The sequence below is a fragment of the Burkholderia humptydooensis genome (genome assembly GCF_001513745.1).
GTDB lineage: Bacteria > Pseudomonadota > Gammaproteobacteria > Burkholderiales > Burkholderiaceae > Burkholderia > Burkholderia humptydooensis.
Genome location: NZ_CP013382.1, coordinates 863,745 through 878,721, shown reverse-complemented (window position 1 = coordinate 878,721; position 14,977 = coordinate 863,745). Strand labels below are relative to the sequence as shown.

Annotated in this window: 13 protein-coding genes; 4 read left to right on the top strand and 9 right to left on the bottom strand. The window is 69.7% G+C overall.

Annotated features, from left to right (window positions below):
- Positions 1 to 306: 306 nt before the first annotated feature.
- The 3 genes from bpsR3 to AQ610_RS22940 all read left to right on the top strand — a co-directional run bounded on the left by bpsR3 (position 307) and on the right by AQ610_RS22940 (position 3,393).
- Positions 307 to 999 (top strand): N-acyl-homoserine lactone dependent regulator BpsR3, encoded by a 693-nt coding sequence (bpsR3, locus tag AQ610_RS22950; protein ID WP_006028942.1) that lies wholly within the window; start codon positions 307 to 309, stop codon positions 997 to 999.
- Between the two features lie 173 nt (positions 1,000 to 1,172).
- Entirely contained in the window at positions 1,173 to 1,781 is a 609-nt protein-coding gene (locus AQ610_RS22945) for an acyl-homoserine-lactone synthase (RefSeq protein WP_006028943.1), read from the top strand.
- A gap of 286 nt (positions 1,782 to 2,067) precedes the next feature.
- Positions 2,068 to 3,393, top strand: coding sequence for an NADH:flavin oxidoreductase/NADH oxidase family protein (locus tag AQ610_RS22940; protein WP_006028944.1), 1,326 nt, complete (start codon positions 2,068 to 2,070; stop codon positions 3,391 to 3,393).
- 292 nt (positions 3,394 to 3,685) lie between these two features.
- Here AQ610_RS22940 and AQ610_RS22935 read toward each other — a convergent pair whose 3' ends face one another.
- Genes AQ610_RS22935 through tauA form a run of 3 tightly spaced genes read right to left on the bottom strand, consistent with a single transcriptional unit; the run spans position 3,686 to position 6,356 of the window.
- Positions 3,686 to 4,540: an ABC transporter permease subunit gene (locus AQ610_RS22935; RefSeq protein WP_006028945.1), complete on the bottom strand. Its 855-nt coding sequence runs from the start codon at positions 4,538 to 4,540 to the stop codon at positions 3,686 to 3,688.
- Between the two features lie 2 nt (positions 4,541 to 4,542).
- Positions 4,543 to 5,325, bottom strand: coding sequence for a taurine ABC transporter ATP-binding protein (locus tag AQ610_RS22930; RefSeq protein ID WP_006028946.1), 783 nt, complete (start codon positions 5,323 to 5,325; stop codon positions 4,543 to 4,545).
- A 20-nt stretch (positions 5,326 to 5,345) separates the two neighbouring features.
- The gene (tauA, locus tag AQ610_RS22925) at positions 5,346 to 6,356 is read right to left on the bottom strand and encodes a taurine ABC transporter substrate-binding protein (protein WP_006028947.1); all 1,011 of its coding nucleotides are present in this window, start codon (positions 6,354 to 6,356) and stop codon (positions 5,346 to 5,348) included.
- 289 nt (positions 6,357 to 6,645) lie between these two features.
- Between tauA and tauD the strand changes: the two genes are divergently transcribed.
- Positions 6,646 to 7,479 (top strand): taurine dioxygenase, encoded by an 834-nt coding sequence (gene tauD / locus AQ610_RS22920; protein ID WP_015603273.1) that lies wholly within the window; start codon positions 6,646 to 6,648, stop codon positions 7,477 to 7,479.
- Positions 7,480 to 7,526: 47 nt separating this feature from the next.
- Here the strand turns inward: tauD and AQ610_RS22915 are convergent, their stop codons facing one another.
- From AQ610_RS22915 to bcsE, 6 genes are read right to left on the bottom strand one after another with little or no spacing between them, the layout of a single operon-like run.
- Positions 7,527 to 7,724, bottom strand: a complete 198-nt coding sequence (locus AQ610_RS22915; protein WP_006028949.1) for a hypothetical protein — start codon at positions 7,722 to 7,724, stop codon at positions 7,527 to 7,529.
- Positions 7,721 to 9,286, bottom strand: coding sequence for a cellulose biosynthesis protein BcsG (bcsG, locus tag AQ610_RS22910; protein ID WP_006028950.1), 1,566 nt, complete (start codon positions 9,284 to 9,286; stop codon positions 7,721 to 7,723). Before bcsG ends, AQ610_RS22915 begins: the two co-directional genes overlap by 4 nt.
- A 33-nt stretch (positions 9,287 to 9,319) precedes the next feature.
- On the bottom strand, positions 9,320 to 11,860 hold the full coding sequence (gene bcsA / locus AQ610_RS22905) for a UDP-forming cellulose synthase catalytic subunit (protein WP_006028951.1): 2,541 nt from the start codon (positions 11,858 to 11,860) through the stop codon (positions 9,320 to 9,322).
- Positions 11,857 to 12,642 (bottom strand): cellulose biosynthesis protein BcsQ, encoded by a 786-nt coding sequence (gene bcsQ / locus AQ610_RS22900; protein ID WP_006028952.1) that lies wholly within the window; start codon positions 12,640 to 12,642, stop codon positions 11,857 to 11,859. Before bcsQ ends, bcsA begins: the two co-directional genes overlap by 4 nt.
- Complete coding sequence (locus AQ610_RS22895) at positions 12,639 to 12,851, bottom strand: hypothetical protein (RefSeq protein WP_006028953.1); 213 nt, start codon at positions 12,849 to 12,851, stop codon at positions 12,639 to 12,641. The genes bcsQ and AQ610_RS22895 overlap by 4 nt, the downstream gene beginning before the upstream one ends.
- Positions 12,848 to 14,974 (bottom strand): cellulose biosynthesis protein BcsE, encoded by a 2,127-nt coding sequence (gene bcsE, locus AQ610_RS22890; protein ID WP_043283169.1) that lies wholly within the window; start codon positions 14,972 to 14,974, stop codon positions 12,848 to 12,850. Before bcsE ends, AQ610_RS22895 begins: the two co-directional genes overlap by 4 nt.
- Between the last annotated feature and the right edge of the window lie 3 nt (positions 14,975 to 14,977).

The window sequence follows — 14,977 nt, the reverse complement described above, 5'->3', positions numbered from 1 at the left end:
GCAGCGAAAAATACCCGGCGCATCGAGATAAAAATATCGGACGCTCTCCCAAAATGAACCGCCGATTATCCGAACGCCGCTCTTGCAATCGTTATTGCATTTGATATTATTTGCAGACAATTTCAACGTCATTGCGTTATCCGATTTTCATTGGCGACGCGTCCCCAACCCGGTACACGGCACTTTCGAAAGTCTTGATTTTCAATAACGGGGGCATGCAAATTGAGCAGGCTGCTTCAACGCGAATATCGAACAGGTGGAGACGACGGTGCGGGGTCGTCGTCCGGGGAAAGCGCTTCGACACCGATGCTCTCCGCCACCTTGCCGGAGTCGCGCGACGTCCGCACACTGATCGAGACTTTCAGGCAGGCGGCGCTGCAGATCGGCTATCAGCACCATGCGATCGTCGAACTGTCGGGCGCGTCGCATCCGGCATCGATCGACGTCGTCTCGCTGCACTATCCGTCGGAGTGGGTCGAGCATTACACCCGCAGCGACTACTTCGCCATCGATCCCGTCCATCGCGCGGCATTCCAGTACAGCACGCCGTTCTCGTGGAACGACATCGCGACGTCGAATCTGCGCGAACGGCATCTGCTGATGGAAGCGGAGGACGCGGGACTCGACAACGGCATCAGCATTCCGCTGCATCAGCCGCTCGGACGCGTGCTGCTGGTCAGCCTGTCCGGCACCGCGCCGACGCACGACGCCGACGCGAAATGGCGCAACGCGTATCTGCTCGGCATGCAGTTCAACCTGCAGTTCCAGAGCATGCGCACGTGCAGCCCGATTCCGCCGTCCGTCCATCTGACGGACCGCGAACAGATGTGCCTCACGTGGGTCGCGCGCGGCAAGTCGTCGTGGGTCATCGCGAACATGCTCGACATCTCCAAATACACGGTCGACTTCCACATCGAGAACGCGATGGAGAAGCTCAACACGCGCAGCCGCACGTTCGCCGCCGTGAAGGCGACGCGACAGGGGCTCATCTTTCCATGAGCGCGCGGTCCATCCGGATTCGTTAGCGCCGCCCGTCTCATCCGCCGCCGCCATCGTCGCCCTGCCGCGGCGAGGCTGCGTCGCGCGCGAGCCTCTCGCCCCTCACCGCTCATACGCGATCGGACGCGCGCTGTCCTCACGCCAACGATCGATCCATCGGAGAACCAAGCGCCATGTCATACATCATCGCGGGCCGATTGAACGAACTGCCGCCGCACGTCCAGACCGATCTCGGCGCGTATCGCTACGACGTGTTCGTCCGCCGGCTCGGCTGGACGATCGCGGGTCGCGCGCATGACGATCATGCGGAATGGGACGAGTTCGACGGTCCGTCGACGGTTCACGTCGTCGCGCTCGACGACGCGCGCGAAGTCTGCGGCTATGCGCGCCTGCTGCCGACGACGGGCCCGTATCTGCTGCGCGACGTGTTTCCGCATCTGCTCGGCTCGTCGCCCGCGCCGCAATCGCCGGCCGTCTGGGAAATGTCGCGCTTCGCCGCGTCGCGCCGGCGCCGCCGCGCGACCGGGCGCGAGCCGCTCGGGATGGACTTCTTTCCGTCGGTGCTCACGGTGGCCGCGTCGCTCGGCGCGACGCGCGTGGTCGGCGTGATGACGCTGTCGATCGAGCGCCTGTACCGCCGCTCGGGCATCGCGCTGCATCGCCTCGGCAACGCAATGGCGTCCGCGGACGGCAGCCTGTCCGCGTGCTCGGTCGACCTGCCGTGCCTCGCGTTCGCGCCGCTGGGCCGCAAGCAGTGCGCATCGTGTCTGTCGATGCATTGAGCGTCGATACGGGCGCCTCGGGCGAGACGCGCGTCTTGTCGTTTTTGCCGATTTCTTGCCGATTGTTTTTTGGCGATTTCGCTGCGCGCCGCCGAATTGGGCGATCTCCTCTAACCGCATCGTCGGCGCGCCGCCCGGCTCGACCGCTCCGGAACCCGAATCGGCATCCGCGTCACCCCGTCTTGACTCAGTTCCGATTTTGAACCTACGATCTCAACAAATACATCCATTGATGTAACATTCATCGATGGATGCCTGACCGTCGACCCAACCGGAGCGTCACGCCATGTCCGATCCGAATCCCGCCGCGGGCGCGTTGCTCGCGCAGCCGCTCACGCTGCCGAACGGCGTCGTGCTGAAAAATCGCATCGTGAAATCGGCGCTGAGCGAAGCGCTGTGCGGTCACGACGGCCGCGTGACGCCGCAGTTGATCGCGCTGTACCGGCGCTGGTCGAATTCGGGCGCGGGGCTGCTCGTCACCGGCAACGTGATGATCGACAGCCAGGCGCGCGGCGAGCCCGGCAACGCCGTGATCGAGGACGACCGCGACCTGCCGCGCCTGCGCGAATGGGCCGCGGCCGCGAAATCGCACGGCAGCGAGGTCTGGATGCAGATCAATCACCCGGGCAAGCAGGCAATACGCGGACTCAACGCGGAGACCGTCGCGCCGTCGGCGATCGGCTTCGGGCCGAAGCTGTCGCCGTATTTCGCGGTGCCGCGCGCGCTGACGAGCGCCGAGATCGACGATCTGATCCGGCGCTATGGGACGACGGCCGCCATCGCGCAGCAGGCGGGCTTCACCGGTGTCCAGTTGCACGGCGCGCATGGCTATCTGATCAATCAGTTCCTGTCGCCGCAGCACAACCAGCGCACCGACGAATGGGGCGGCAGCGCCGAGAATCGCCGGCGCTTCGTGCTCGCGGTGTATGCGCAAGTGCGACGCCGGGTCGGCCCGGACTTTCCGATCGGCATCAAGCTCAATTCGGCCGATTTCCAGCGCGGCGGCTTCACCGAGGAAGAATCGCGCGACGTGATCCGCGCGCTCGTCGATGCGGGCATCGATCTGGTCGAAATCTCCGGCGGCACCTACGAAGCGCCCGTGATGCAGCTTGGCGACCGCAAGGCGTCGACGATCGCGCGCGAAGCGTATTTCCTCGCGTTCGCCGAGAAGGTGCGCGCCGAAGTGACGGTGCCGCTGATGGTCACGGGCGGCTTCCGCAGCCTCGCCGGCATGCAGGCGCCGCTGCGCGACGGCGCGCTCGACCTGATCGGCCTCGGGCGCATCCTCGCGATCGAGCCCGACGCGCCCGCGCGGCTGTTGCGCGGCGAGGAAACGCGGCATCGCGTGAAGCCGCTCAGCACGGGCGTCAAATACCTCGACAGCCTCGGCTCGCTCGAGATCACGTGGTACACGCGGCAGCTCCATCGAATCGGCAAGGGGCGCAATCCGATCCCCGACGAGAACGCGCTGAAGTCGTTCCTGCTCGATCTGTCGTCGAAGGGCTGTGCGATCTTCAAGGCGAGGCGCCTGCGTGCTTCGTCATCCGAAGCGTCGGCCGCGCATGGATCGACGACGTCGATCGCCGGCGGGCAGCGGCACGACGCGCATTGAACAGACCCTAGGGTCTGTTTACATACGGAACGTGCATGCGTTGCCACGAGAACGGCCGCTCGCGAGGCGCGTGACGCGGCGAATACTGGACGTATTCGCAAGGAGCGCAACGCGGCGAGCGGCCGTTCTCGTGGCAACCCCAAACTTGGAATCCATTCCAGGGGAATGCCCGAAATCGCCCGTAGGGCGGCGTCGCTCGTCGCTTGTTTGGCTCGGCCAAACGGCACTCCTCACTTCTTGCCCTACGGGCGATTTCGGGCATTCGCATGCACGTTCCGTATGTAAACAGACCCTAATCCGCCCGCCACGGCGTCAATCGCCGCTGCAACGCGCGCAAGCCGATTTCCAGCGCGAGCGCAATCGCGCCGATCACGAGGATCCCCGCGATCACGACGTCCGTCACGAGGAACCGCGACGCCGAGTACAACATGAAGCCGAGCCCGCGCGTCGCCGCGATCAGCTCCGCCGCGACGAGCGTCGACCACCCCGCGCCCAGCGCGATGCGCACGCCGGTCAGGATGTCGGGCAGCGCGCTCGGCAGCACGACGTGGCGCAGCAGCTTGAAGCGCGTCGCGCCGAGCGAAGCGGCCGCGCGCAGGCGGCTTTCCGATACGCCGCTTGCGCCCGCGGCGGTCGCGATCGCGAGCGGCGCGAACATCGTCAGATAGATCAGCAGGACTTTCGACGCATCGCCGATCCCGAACCAGACGACCATCAGCGGCAAGTACGCGAGCGGCGGAATCGGGCGGTAGAACTCGACGACCGGATCGACGACGCCGCGCACGATCCGGTTCGTCGCGATCAGGATGCCTACCGGAATCGCGGTGACGACCGCGAGCGCGAACGCCGTCGCGATCCGCGACAGGCTCGCGAGCAGATGCTGGCCTAGCGTCGCATCGTCGAAGCCCTCGGTGCTCAGCACGACGAGCTTGCGCAGCACGGCCTCGGGGCCCGGCAGCAGCGCGGCCGGCACCCATTCGAAGCGCGCCGCGAGCCACCATCCGGCGACGAGCGCGACCCACGTCGCGAGCGCGGCCGCGTGGCCCGCATGCACGCGCAACCCGCGGCGCACGCGCAACGCCGCGGCGGCCGCGTTCGTCGCCGAAAGCGGCAGGGCGAGATCGGAATTCGGTTCGGTCGCGGCCAACGTCAGACCTCCTCGGTTTCGCGCATCAACTGCTCGACGAGCGCGAGATGGATTTCGGTGAAGCGCGGATCGCTCTTGATCGAGCGCATCGATTCGCCGTGCGCGTAGCGCCGCGCGAAATCGAGCGAATGACGCGCGACGATCCGGCCCGGCCGCGGCGACAGGATCAGCAGCTCGGTCGCGAGCAACACCGCTTCCTCGACGCTGTGCGTGATCAGAAAGACGCCCTTGCCGGTCGCGCGCCACACGTCGAGCAGCAGCGTCTGCATGTGCTCGCGCGTCAGCGCGTCGAGCGCGCCGAGCGGCTCGTCCATCAGCAGGAACGACGGGTCCGCGGCAAGCGCGCGCGCGAGCCCGACGCGCTGACGCATGCCGCCCGAAATCTCGTCGATCCGGTGCTGTTCGAAGCCCGCGAGCTTCACGAGCCGCAGCACGTCGCGCGCCCGCGCGTTGCGTGCGTCGCGGCCGACGCCCTGCATCCGCAGCCCGAACGCGACGTTGTCGATCACGTTGAGCCACGGCATCAGCGCGTCGTCCTGGAACACGACGCCGCGATCGGCGCCGGGCCCCGTGACGGGCGCGCCGTCCACGCTCACGCGGCCCGACGTCGGCGGCTGGAAGCCGGCGAGCAGCGACAGCAGCGTGCTCTTGCCGCAGCCGGACGCGCCGAGCGCGACGACGATCTCGCCGCTGCCGACCGACATCGATACGTTCTCGAGCGCCGTCAGCGCGCCGCGGCGCGACGCGTAGACGACGGATACCTGTTGCGCGGAAAGCTTCGCCATGCCGGTGCCGCCGCGTCGGATCAGCGCGCGGCGACCGACGCGCGGACGAACCGGTCCGTCACCGTCGGCCGATAATCGGGCAGCACGCGGTCGATCTTGCGCTGCTCCTTCAGGAAGCGCGCGGTCGACGCGATCGCGGCGGCCGTCCCGCCGCCGAGCAGCTCGGGCGACGCCTGCTCGGCGGCCGTCGGATAGAGATTGCCCGCGAGCAGTTGCGGAATGTCGCCCGTCGTCGCGCCGCTCAGCCGCGAGATCGCGGCGACCTGCGGCGACGCGCTCGTCCACGCGCGGCCGTTCGCGCGATAGTCGGCGATCGCCTGCGTCGTCACGCTCACGAACTTCGACACGAAATCCGGATGCGCCTGCGCGAAATCGCTGCGCACCGCCCACAGGTCGAACGTCGGCGCGCCCCACTTGCCGACCTCGGCCGAATCGACGAGCACCTTGCCGCCGCTCGCCTTCGCGCGGCCGAGCGCCGGGTCCCACGTGTATGCGGCGTCGATCACGCCGCGCTCCCACGCGGCGACGATCTCCGTCGGCCCGAGGTTCACGATCTTCACGCGCTGCGCATCGATGCCCCAGTGCTTGAGCGCGGCGAGCAGCGCATAGTGGCAGTTCGATGCGTAAGGCGTCGCGATCGTCTTGCCGACGAGATCGGCCGGCTTGTCGATATGCGCGCCGCCGCGCACGACGAGCGCTTCCGACACGCCGGTGAGCGCGTTCAGCACGACCGCCTGGATCGGCACGCCGCGCGACACCGCGGCGGTGAACGGGCTCTGCCCGACGTCGCCGATCTGGACATCGCCGGATGCGAGCGCCGCGACGACGTCCGCGCCCGAATCGAAGCGGCGCCAGTTGATCTTCCAGCCGGTGGCCTTCTCGTACGCGGCTCCCGCCTGCGCGAGCTTCGCCGGATCGGCGCCGTACTGATAGGCGACGTTCACCGTGTCCGCCCATGCGGACTGCGAACGAACCGCGGAAAAGACGGCCACGGCGAGCGTCGCGGCGACGAGGATGCGCTTGAGAATCATGAGGCCTTCCCTTCTTCTGGATGCGTTGAATTCGGATGGCCGTCGAGATTACCGGGATGCGCGCCGTCTGTTAAACAACGAAATCTGCGAAGGATATGAGACGGCGCATTCGGCGATTGCGCCGGGCCGGCTGCAATCCCGGCGCAACGATAAGCAATGCGGATTTCGTTGGTTCACCGCACGCATGCGCTTTGCGAGACTCTCCGGCTTTCCGCCACGCGCGGCGCACGAGCGCCGGCTGCGCACGCAAGCCGCGCTCCGACGCCGACACACCGAATCCGGACCGACGATGACCCGACTGAAACTGACCCGACTGACACCCGCGATCGGCGCGATCGTCGACGACGTGGACCTCTCGAACGCGACCGACGACCTGCGCGACGACCTCCGCGCCGCGCTCGCGCGCCATCAGGTGCTGTTCTTTCGCGGCCAGCGCCTGAGCGCGGTCCAGCATCGCGACTTCGCGGCCGGTTTCGGCGATCTGCACGTTCATCCGATCTATCCGTCGCATCCGGATGCGCGCGAGATCATGGTGCTCGACAACGCCGTGTTCGACCTGAAGGACAACGCGATCTGGCATACGGACGTGACGTTCGTCGAAACGCCGCCGCGCGCGTCGATCCTCGCCGCGCGCACGCTGCCCGAGACGGGCGGCGACACGCTGTGGGGCAGCGGCTTCGCCGCTTACGACGCGCTGTCCGATCGCGTGAAGACACAGCTCGACGGCCTCACCGCGCAGCACGACTTCACGAAGTCGTTTCCGCTGAAGCGCTTCGGCCTCACAGCGGAGGATCGCGCGCGCTGGGAAGAAACGCGCGCGACGCATCCGGGCGTCACGCATCCCGTCGTGCGCACGCATCCGGAGAACGGCCGCCATGCGCTGTTCGTCAACGAGGGCTTCACGACCGAGATCAACGAGCTGCCCGACGAAGAAAGCGCGGCGCTACTGCGCTTCCTGTTCGCGCATCAGTCGCGGCCCGAGTTCACGCTGCGCTGGCGCTGGCAGCCGGGCGACGTCGCGTTCTGGGACAACCGCTCGACGATCCACTACGCGGTGAACGACTATGGGAAAACGCACCGGGTGATGCATCGCGCGACGATCGTCGGCGACCGGCCGTATTGAGCGGGCGGCGCGGCGCCGCGCGCATCGCGCGACGAAGCCCGCCTGCGTCAATCCGCGAGCCCCATCAGCTTCGCGAGCAGCGGCCACCGGTCGAGCGCATCGTGGTACGCGAGCCGCGCCTGCTCGTCGAGATAGCGCGACGGATCGATCTCGCGCACGCGGCGCGCGAGCCCCGCAATGTCGTTCGACGGCAGCGGCTCACCGCCGCGCGCCATCGCCGCCGTGTCCGGATTCCCGTTCGTCATTTTTCCTCGATCCATACGCCGTCCGGCGTCTTCACCGCGTAGCCCGTCGGCGTCGTCATCGTCACCGTGCCTTCGTTCTCGCCGATCATGCGCGTCTGCGGCAGATCGGCCGCGTATTGCGACAGCGTCACGCCCGGCTTGAACGGGCTGTTCGACACGAGATTCGACAGCAGTTGCGCGACCGCGAGGAAGCTCGCCGGCGCGTCGATCACGGTCGTCGCGCCGTGGTCGCCCTTGAAGCCGACGAGCCGCACGCCGACCGGCCCGTGCACGATCCGCGGCGTCGGAATCTCGCGCAGCCCCGCCACCTGCTTCTCGTCGCCGCGCAGCGCCGCGCCGTGCTCGGGCACGAACACGATCACCGCGCGGCGGCCCGATGCGGCGACCAGATCCGCGAAGCGGTCGAAATCGTCCATCAGCTTGCGCGCGCGCAGCGGATACGAGTCGAGGCTCGACATCCGGCCGCTCGTCAACTGATTGCCGTCGTGCAGGCTGATCGTGTTGTAGTACAGCGCGACGGGGCCCAGGGTCGCGCCGCGCTTCGCGTACCAGTTCGCGAGCGTCGCATAGTCGTCCTTGATCGCCGAGCCGTCGAACGCGTGCATCGCGACGGGCGCGTCCGCGTTCGGGATCATCGGCGCGTTCGGCACGCCGATGTTGTCGCGGATCAACTGCAGGAAATTGTCGAAGTGGCCGTCGTGGTTGAGCAGCGTCTGCGGCGCGAAGCCGGCGCCCGCGAGCTGCGCGAACAGATGGCACTGCGCGGGCGCGGGCTTGTACAGGTCCGCGTGCGCCTCCTGCCCGCAGCTCGCGCGCAGCACGCGGATCGCGGCCGGGCCGCTGTAGCTCGCCGCCGTGCTGAAGTGCGTGAACAGATAGTCGAAATGGCCCAGCAGCGGATGATTGCGCAGCTTCGCGACGTCGAGGTCGTCCCACGACAGCGAACAGACGTGCAGCACGATCACGTCGAACTGCGTCGCCGGATCGGCGCTCGGGCGGCCGAACGTCACCTGCCGCTGCGATTCCTGCGAGCGGAACGCGGCAAGCGCCGCGTTGTGATCCTGCGGCTGCGCGGCGCGCCCCGTTTCAACCGGCCCGGACGCGGCCCCGGCGGCCACGGCCGCCGCGTCGAGGCGCGCGAGCGCCGCGCTGCCCGCCTGCCACACGGGCAGCGCGATCAGCGCGAGCAGCACGAACGTCGCGACGCGCAGCCAGCGATTGACGATCAGATAGCCGATCACGACGCCGAGCGCGATCAGCGCGAGCATCGGCGGCACGAAGCGCGGCACGAGCTCCATCCAGTAGCCGACGCTGAACGAGCGCAGGCTGCCGAGCGTTTCGACGAGCCGCGCGAACGGCGGCACGTCCGCTTCGTAGTACATCAGCGGCACGCCGATCACGAACGCGAGCGCGTGGCGCAGCAGCCGCAAGCCGCGCCGCCTCACCGGCGAGCTCAGTGCGAGCGCGAGCGCGAAACCGAGGTTCGCGATCCACAGCGGCTTCAGATGGCCCGCCGCGAACAGATAGAGCTTCAGAATGAAATACAGATTCCAGAACGTCATCGACGTGGCTCCGTCGTCAGTTGAATCGGCGCGTCAATGACGCGTCCGGTCGGCCGCGCGTCTTGCCCGCATCGCGCTCGTCGCTGCCCGCAGCATCCGCGCGTAGCCAGCGAACCCCATCGCGAGCACCTCCTTCAGCCCGCGCAGCGGCGCGTCGTCGGCGTCGCGGTTCGCGTCGCGCCAGTCGAGCCACGCGTCCGCGCGGCCGAACGTGCACTGCACGAGCTGGCGCTCCTGCTCGAGCGTCAGCCGCTCGAACTGCACGCCGAGATGCGTGGCGTCGACGCGGGTCACGCGCACCGGGAAATGGAACGGCCGGTCGCCGCGGCTCACGCAGACGTCGAGCGTGTCGCCGAGCGCGATGCGCGCACCCGGCACCGCATCGAGCCCGAGGCCGCCCGCCGAGTAGTCCTTCGTGTGGCACGCGGCCGTCGTGCCGTCGGCGAGAAGCAGCGTCGCCGGCACCCGCATCGCGATCCGGTGCGTGACGCGCACCTGCTTCGCCTCGCGCGCGACCGCGAGCGCCGCGCCGAGCATCGCGAGGTTGTACAGCGCCCACGCGACGTTCATCAGGATCGTCGACGCCTCGTCGCCGCCGCCCGCGGCAAGCCGCACGCCGCCCGCGAAGATCGCCGCGACGTTCAGCACGAAGAGCGCGAGATAGGGCCTGGACGTCGCCCAGTCGACGTAGCCTTCGTCGATCCGCCCGCCCTTCGCGGTCACGTTGAACTTGCCGTGCTTCGGGCTCAGGAACGCGATCGTCGTCGGCAGCGCGATGTACCACGCGAGCACCGATTCGTACACCTCGGCCCAGAACGAATGCCTGAAGCGCCCCTGCATCCGCGCGTTCGCGACGTGCGCGAGCGCCATGTACGGCAGCACGTAGCTGGCGAGCGCGAGCGCCGACGCGTTGATGAAATACAGGTGGAAGAACAGGTACGCGATCGGCATCGTCAGGAACACGAGCCGCGGAATGCCGTAGAAGAAATGCAGCATCGCGTTGCCGTAGCACACGCGCTGGAAGAAGCCGAGGCCGCGGCCGACGAACGGATTGTCGATCCGGAAGATCTGCGCCATTCCGCGCGCCCAGCGCGCGCGCTGCCGGATGTGGCCCGCGAGGCTTTCGGTCGCGAGGCCCGCGGCCTGCACGGTCGGCAGATAGGCGCTCGTGTAGCCGCGGCGATGCAGCTTGAGCGCGGTGTGCGCGTCCTCGGTGACGGTCTCGACCGCGACGCCGCCGACCTCTTCGAGCGGGCCGCGCTTGAGCACCGCGCACGAGCCGCAGAAGAACGCGGCGTTCCACAGGTCGTTGCCCGCCTGCACGAGCCCGTAGAACAGGCTGCCCTCGTTCGGCACGCGGCGGAACGTGCCGAGGTTGCGCTCGAACGGGTCCGGCGAGAAGAAATGATGCGGCGTCTGCACGAGCGCACAGTTCGGATCGCGAAGGAATGCGCCCATCGTCGTCTGCAGGAACGAGCGCGTCGGCACGTGATCGCAGTCGAAGATCGCGACGTATTCGCCGTGCGTGCGCGCGAGCGCGCTGTTGATGTTGCCCGCCTTCGCGTGGCGATTGTCGTCGCGCGTCAGATAGCCGATGCCCGCATCGCGCGCGAACGCCTCGAACGCCGGGCGGCGGCCGTCGTCGAGCAGATAGACGTTGAGTCTGTCCGCGGGCCAGTCGAGGCTCTGCGCGGCGAATATCGCCGGCTTCACGACGGCGAGCGGCTCGTCGTATGTCGGAATGTAGACGTCCACGCTCGGCCAGCCGGCGGGATCGTCCGGCAGGCGCGCGACCGGACGCTCGAGCGGCCACGCGGTCTGCACGAAGCCGAGCACGAGGATGAGCCATGTGTACGCCTCGGCCGCGTACAGCAGATAGCCGACGCACGCTTCGAGCGGCGTGCGCAAGTCGAGCGTCTCGGTGCTGCGCCACCAGATGTAGCGCGCCATCGCAAGCAGCGCGAACGTCGCGAGCGCGAGCGTCGGCAGGCGGCCCGGCATGCGGCGCAGCGCGAGCGCGAGCGCGGCGAGCGTCGCGAAGAACGCGAACTGGCCCGCCGGCGCGAGCGGCGACGTGCCGGCCGCGAGCCACAGCGCGAGCCCCGCCGCGCCGCTCGCCGGCAGCAGCCAGCGATGCGCGCCAGCGCGCTGCGCGCCGCGCTCGACGCGCTCGCCCCAGCGATGCCACGGCAAGCGGGCGAGCCATCCGTCGATGCATCGCTGCATGCGGCGCGCGAGCGTCAACGCCGGTACGAGCGTCGCGTCGATCCACGCGAACGGATCGCGCGCGCGCGACCGCCTTTCGTGCGGCGCGCGCACGAACGCGCGCCAGAGCCAGTCGCGCGCGCGGCGCGGCCGCGTCACGCCCCATTGCGCGGCGGCCCAAAGAACCGCCGCGCGCAGCCAGTCGCGCGCGACGTCGCGCGTGCCCGGCGCGGGCGCATGGAAGAACACGCGCACGAGCCAGTCGAACGACGAACGCTCGTCGGATACGCCGAGGCCGCGCGCGACCCAGCCGCGCACGCGCGCGGCCGCGCCGCCGATCCGTCGACGAAATGCCGCGCGCGCCGTCATGCGGGCGCCCCCGTCGCGTCGCGCGCGGCCGGCGCGCCGAGCCATGCGTCGACCCAGCTCGCGACGCCGTGCAGATCGTGCGACGCCTGCGAATGCGGCGCGTCGTCGAAGAACCACGTACCGCGCGCGAGCGCCTCGGGCAATGCCGCATCGAGATGCACGCGCTGCTCGAGCACGACGCCCGAGCCTGCCGCCGCACGCAGCATCGCGAGCACGTCGCGCTGCATGTCGCGCGCCGGGTTCAGCCGGTTCACGACGATGCGCAGCGCGCCCGCGCTCGCCGCGCGCAGCTCCGGCAGACGTGCGGCGGCCGTCGCGCACGCGGCGGGATCGGGCGGCACGACGCACAGCGCGAGATCCGCGCAGCGCAACGCATGCGCCGCCTGCTGCGACGGGAAGCGCGCGGTGTCGATCAGCGTCACGCCTTCGGCCGGCAGCGCGACGTCGGCGAGCGAGCGCGCGAGCCATTCGGGATCGGCGGCGAGCCGCGCGTCGCACGCGAGCGCCTGCGCGGAATCGACATGGCCGTACGGCACGAACAGCACGCCATCCGCGCTGCGCCACGTGTGCGCGTGCCACGCGACGCCCGCGCCCGCCAGCGCGCGCGCGACGCCCGCCGGCGCGAACGCGTCGAGCCCGAGCTGCACGCCGAGCAGGTTCTGCGGATCGAAATCGAGCGCGACGACCGGCCGGCCGCCGCGCGCGAGCAGCGCCGCGAGCGCCGCCGTCAGCATCGTGCGACCCGCGCCGCCCGTCGTCGAAACGATCGCGATCGTCTTCATCGCCCGTCCCGCCGTTCGCGTTGCGCGGCCGACGGCAGCAACCGCGCGTGCAGCGCGACCGGTTCGATCGTGCAGTGGACCGCGTCGCGGCGATCGAAATCGCGCGGCAACGACAGCCCGCGGCCGGCGCCGCCGCGCGACGCGACGAGCCGGATCGCAACGGCGATCACGATGCCGGCGACGAAGCCGGCGACCATCAGCGAAATCATTCGGCCTCCCTGATGCGCAACGGCATCGCGTCGCGCGTGGCGGTGCGGGCGCGCGCGTGGGCGATCGCGCCGGCAGTGCGCGGCCGGAGCGGTCGCGGCGCGTGCGGCGTAACCGTCGGTGTAATCGGTGCGATCGGCGGCGGCACGACGATTTGCGCAGTTTCGGTCGATGCGCGCAGCGCGCGTTCGGCCGACGAACCATCGTCGCGCGCGGGGGGCCCGCCCGCCGCCGCCGAGAAGAGATCGCTGTAATCGGCGATTGGCGCGCGCCGGTTCGCCGCGTCGAGCGCGTTCAACTCGTGCTCGATGCTTTCTTCCGCGAGATGCACGACGCGATCCGCGATCCGCTCGACCGGCACGCCGAAGAGATGGCCGAGCACGTCGTGCGCATCGGCGAGTTCGCAGGCGAACAGGAACAGGTACAGGTGCTGCGCGTCGGCGGTCAGCACGTCGCCCGCGCGGCGCAGCGTGCACGCGCGCAGCGCGTGCGCATGCGCGACGCCTGGCAGCAGCGTCAGCTTCACGAGCGTATGCGACAGCGCGAGCACCGCGCTGCGCTCGAGCACCGCGCGCGCATGCGAGCAGAACGCGCCGACGGGCAGATAGCCGAGCACCGTGTCGCCGAGCGACGCGGCGAGCGCGGCCCGATAGTCGGCCGCGACCGGGCGCGCATACAGTTGGCCCCGCAGCGAACGCAGCACCGCGAGCACGCGCGAGAACGGCAGGTTGCGCGCGACGACCTGGTTCGCGCCGAGGTTCAGCGCGAGCTGCTCGAACTGATGGCGCATCGCCTCGCCGCGCTCGACGACGATGATCTTCAGCGCGCCGCCGCACCGCAGGCGCAGCGCGTGGATCGTCGCGCACAGCGCCTCGAGCTGCGCGCGGCCGGTGAACGCGAGCACCGCGGTCGCCGCATGCGCGCCGTCGCAGGCGTCGAGCACCGCGGCGTTGTCGTCGACGATGTCCCAGTCGCCCGGCACCCACGATTCGCGCTCGACCACGCGGCGGCTTGCGACGACGCGCATCTCGTCGAACGCGAGCCGCGCGTCGCCGCGCGCCGCGTGCGCGCCGGCCGCCGGCACGGCCGTGAGCCGTCCGTCGCCCGTGAAGCGCAGCGCGCGCACCTCGCCTGTGGCGACCGCGCCGCGCGCGCGCCAGAAATCGACCCGCCAGCGCAGCTCGCCGTGCGTGCGCTGCAATTGCGCGACGCCTGCGCAGGCGCCGTGAAATCCGCCGCGCGCGGCGGGCGTGCGGTCGACGGCGAAGGGGGCGGCGCGATCGTCGATGCGATCTGCTGCGCGATCGTCGCCATGCGTGTTGTCACGCGCGGCGGGCGCGATGCGCGACGCTGCCGTGTGCGGCGTGCCGGCGCGGCTCGCGTCGGCCTCCGCCGCCTGCGGATCGATCAGCAGCACGAGCGCGATCCGATGCGAGCGGCACCAGCCGGCGAGCGCACGCCCTTCGTGCGTCAGCGCGGCGGGATCGTGCCAACTGAGCCAGCGCTCGGCGCCTTCGACGAAGTACAGCGCGTTCGCACGAAAGCGGTAGCGCTTCAGCGCGCGCAGGCCGCCGACGAGGCGCGCGAACGCGGGTGCGGTTGCGGGTTCGGGCGCGGCGTCTCGTTGCGAGAGTTGCGCCAGTTGCGGATTCAGTGCGTCCAGCTCGTCCGGCGTATCGAATGCGGCCGACGCGTCCCGCGTGTTCGTATCGCGCGGCGGCATCGCGAGCACGTTCAAGCGCCGCGGCCAACCCCGCGCGTGCACGCCGTCGACGAAGCCGATCTCGCGCAGCCGCGCCGCGACCTCCGCGCGCTCGCGCGCGAGCACGACCGTGACGTCGCGCGTGCGCGCATGCCGCACGCTGTCCCGGATCAGCGCATCGCACGCGCCCGTGCGCGCCGCCGCGTACACCACGTACAGGCCGCCCGGCGCGAGCTCGGTCCACTCGTCGGGCAGCGCGTCGATCGCGAGCCGGTTCGTCGCGCTCGCGCGCTCGCGCGGCATCGCCGCGCGCGACCACGCGCGCCACAGCGCGCGCAGACGCCCGAGCGCGCCCGCGTCGGCTTCGCCGCTTGCGGACCGGATGGAAACGGGATCGGTGGATTTCAAGCGTGAGTCGTTCATGTC

What these genes read in the sequence shown, in the direction of transcription:
- AQ610_RS22945 (WP_006028943.1), top strand. Translation starts at nt 1,173, where the DNA reads ATGTCATACATCATCGCGGGCCGATTGAACGAACTGCCGCCGCACGTC.
- bcsG (WP_006028950.1), bottom strand. Translation starts at nt 9,286, where the DNA reads ATGACGTTCTGGAATCTGTATTTCATTCTGAAGCTCTATCTGTTCGCG.
- AQ610_RS22895 (WP_006028953.1), bottom strand. Translation starts at nt 12,851, where the DNA reads ATGATTTCGCTGATGGTCGCCGGCTTCGTCGCCGGCATCGTGATCGCC.
- bpsR3 (WP_006028942.1), top strand. Translation starts at nt 307, where the DNA reads ATGCTCTCCGCCACCTTGCCGGAGTCGCGCGACGTCCGCACACTGATC.
- AQ610_RS22915 (WP_006028949.1), bottom strand. Translation starts at nt 7,724, where the DNA reads ATGACGAACGGGAATCCGGACACGGCGGCGATGGCGCGCGGCGGTGAG.
- tauA (WP_006028947.1), bottom strand. Translation starts at nt 6,356, where the DNA reads ATGATTCTCAAGCGCATCCTCGTCGCCGCGACGCTCGCCGTGGCCGTC.
- bcsE (WP_043283169.1), bottom strand. Translation starts at nt 14,974, where the DNA reads ATGAACGACTCACGCTTGAAATCCACCGATCCCGTTTCCATCCGGTCC.
- tauD (WP_015603273.1), top strand. Translation starts at nt 6,646, where the DNA reads ATGACCCGACTGAAACTGACCCGACTGACACCCGCGATCGGCGCGATC.
- AQ610_RS22940 (WP_006028944.1), top strand. Translation starts at nt 2,068, where the DNA reads ATGTCCGATCCGAATCCCGCCGCGGGCGCGTTGCTCGCGCAGCCGCTC.
- bcsA (WP_006028951.1), bottom strand. Translation starts at nt 11,860, where the DNA reads ATGACGGCGCGCGCGGCATTTCGTCGACGGATCGGCGGCGCGGCCGCG.
- AQ610_RS22930 (WP_006028946.1), bottom strand. Translation starts at nt 5,325, where the DNA reads ATGGCGAAGCTTTCCGCGCAACAGGTATCCGTCGTCTACGCGTCGCGC.
- bcsQ (WP_006028952.1), bottom strand. Translation starts at nt 12,642, where the DNA reads ATGAAGACGATCGCGATCGTTTCGACGACGGGCGGCGCGGGTCGCACG.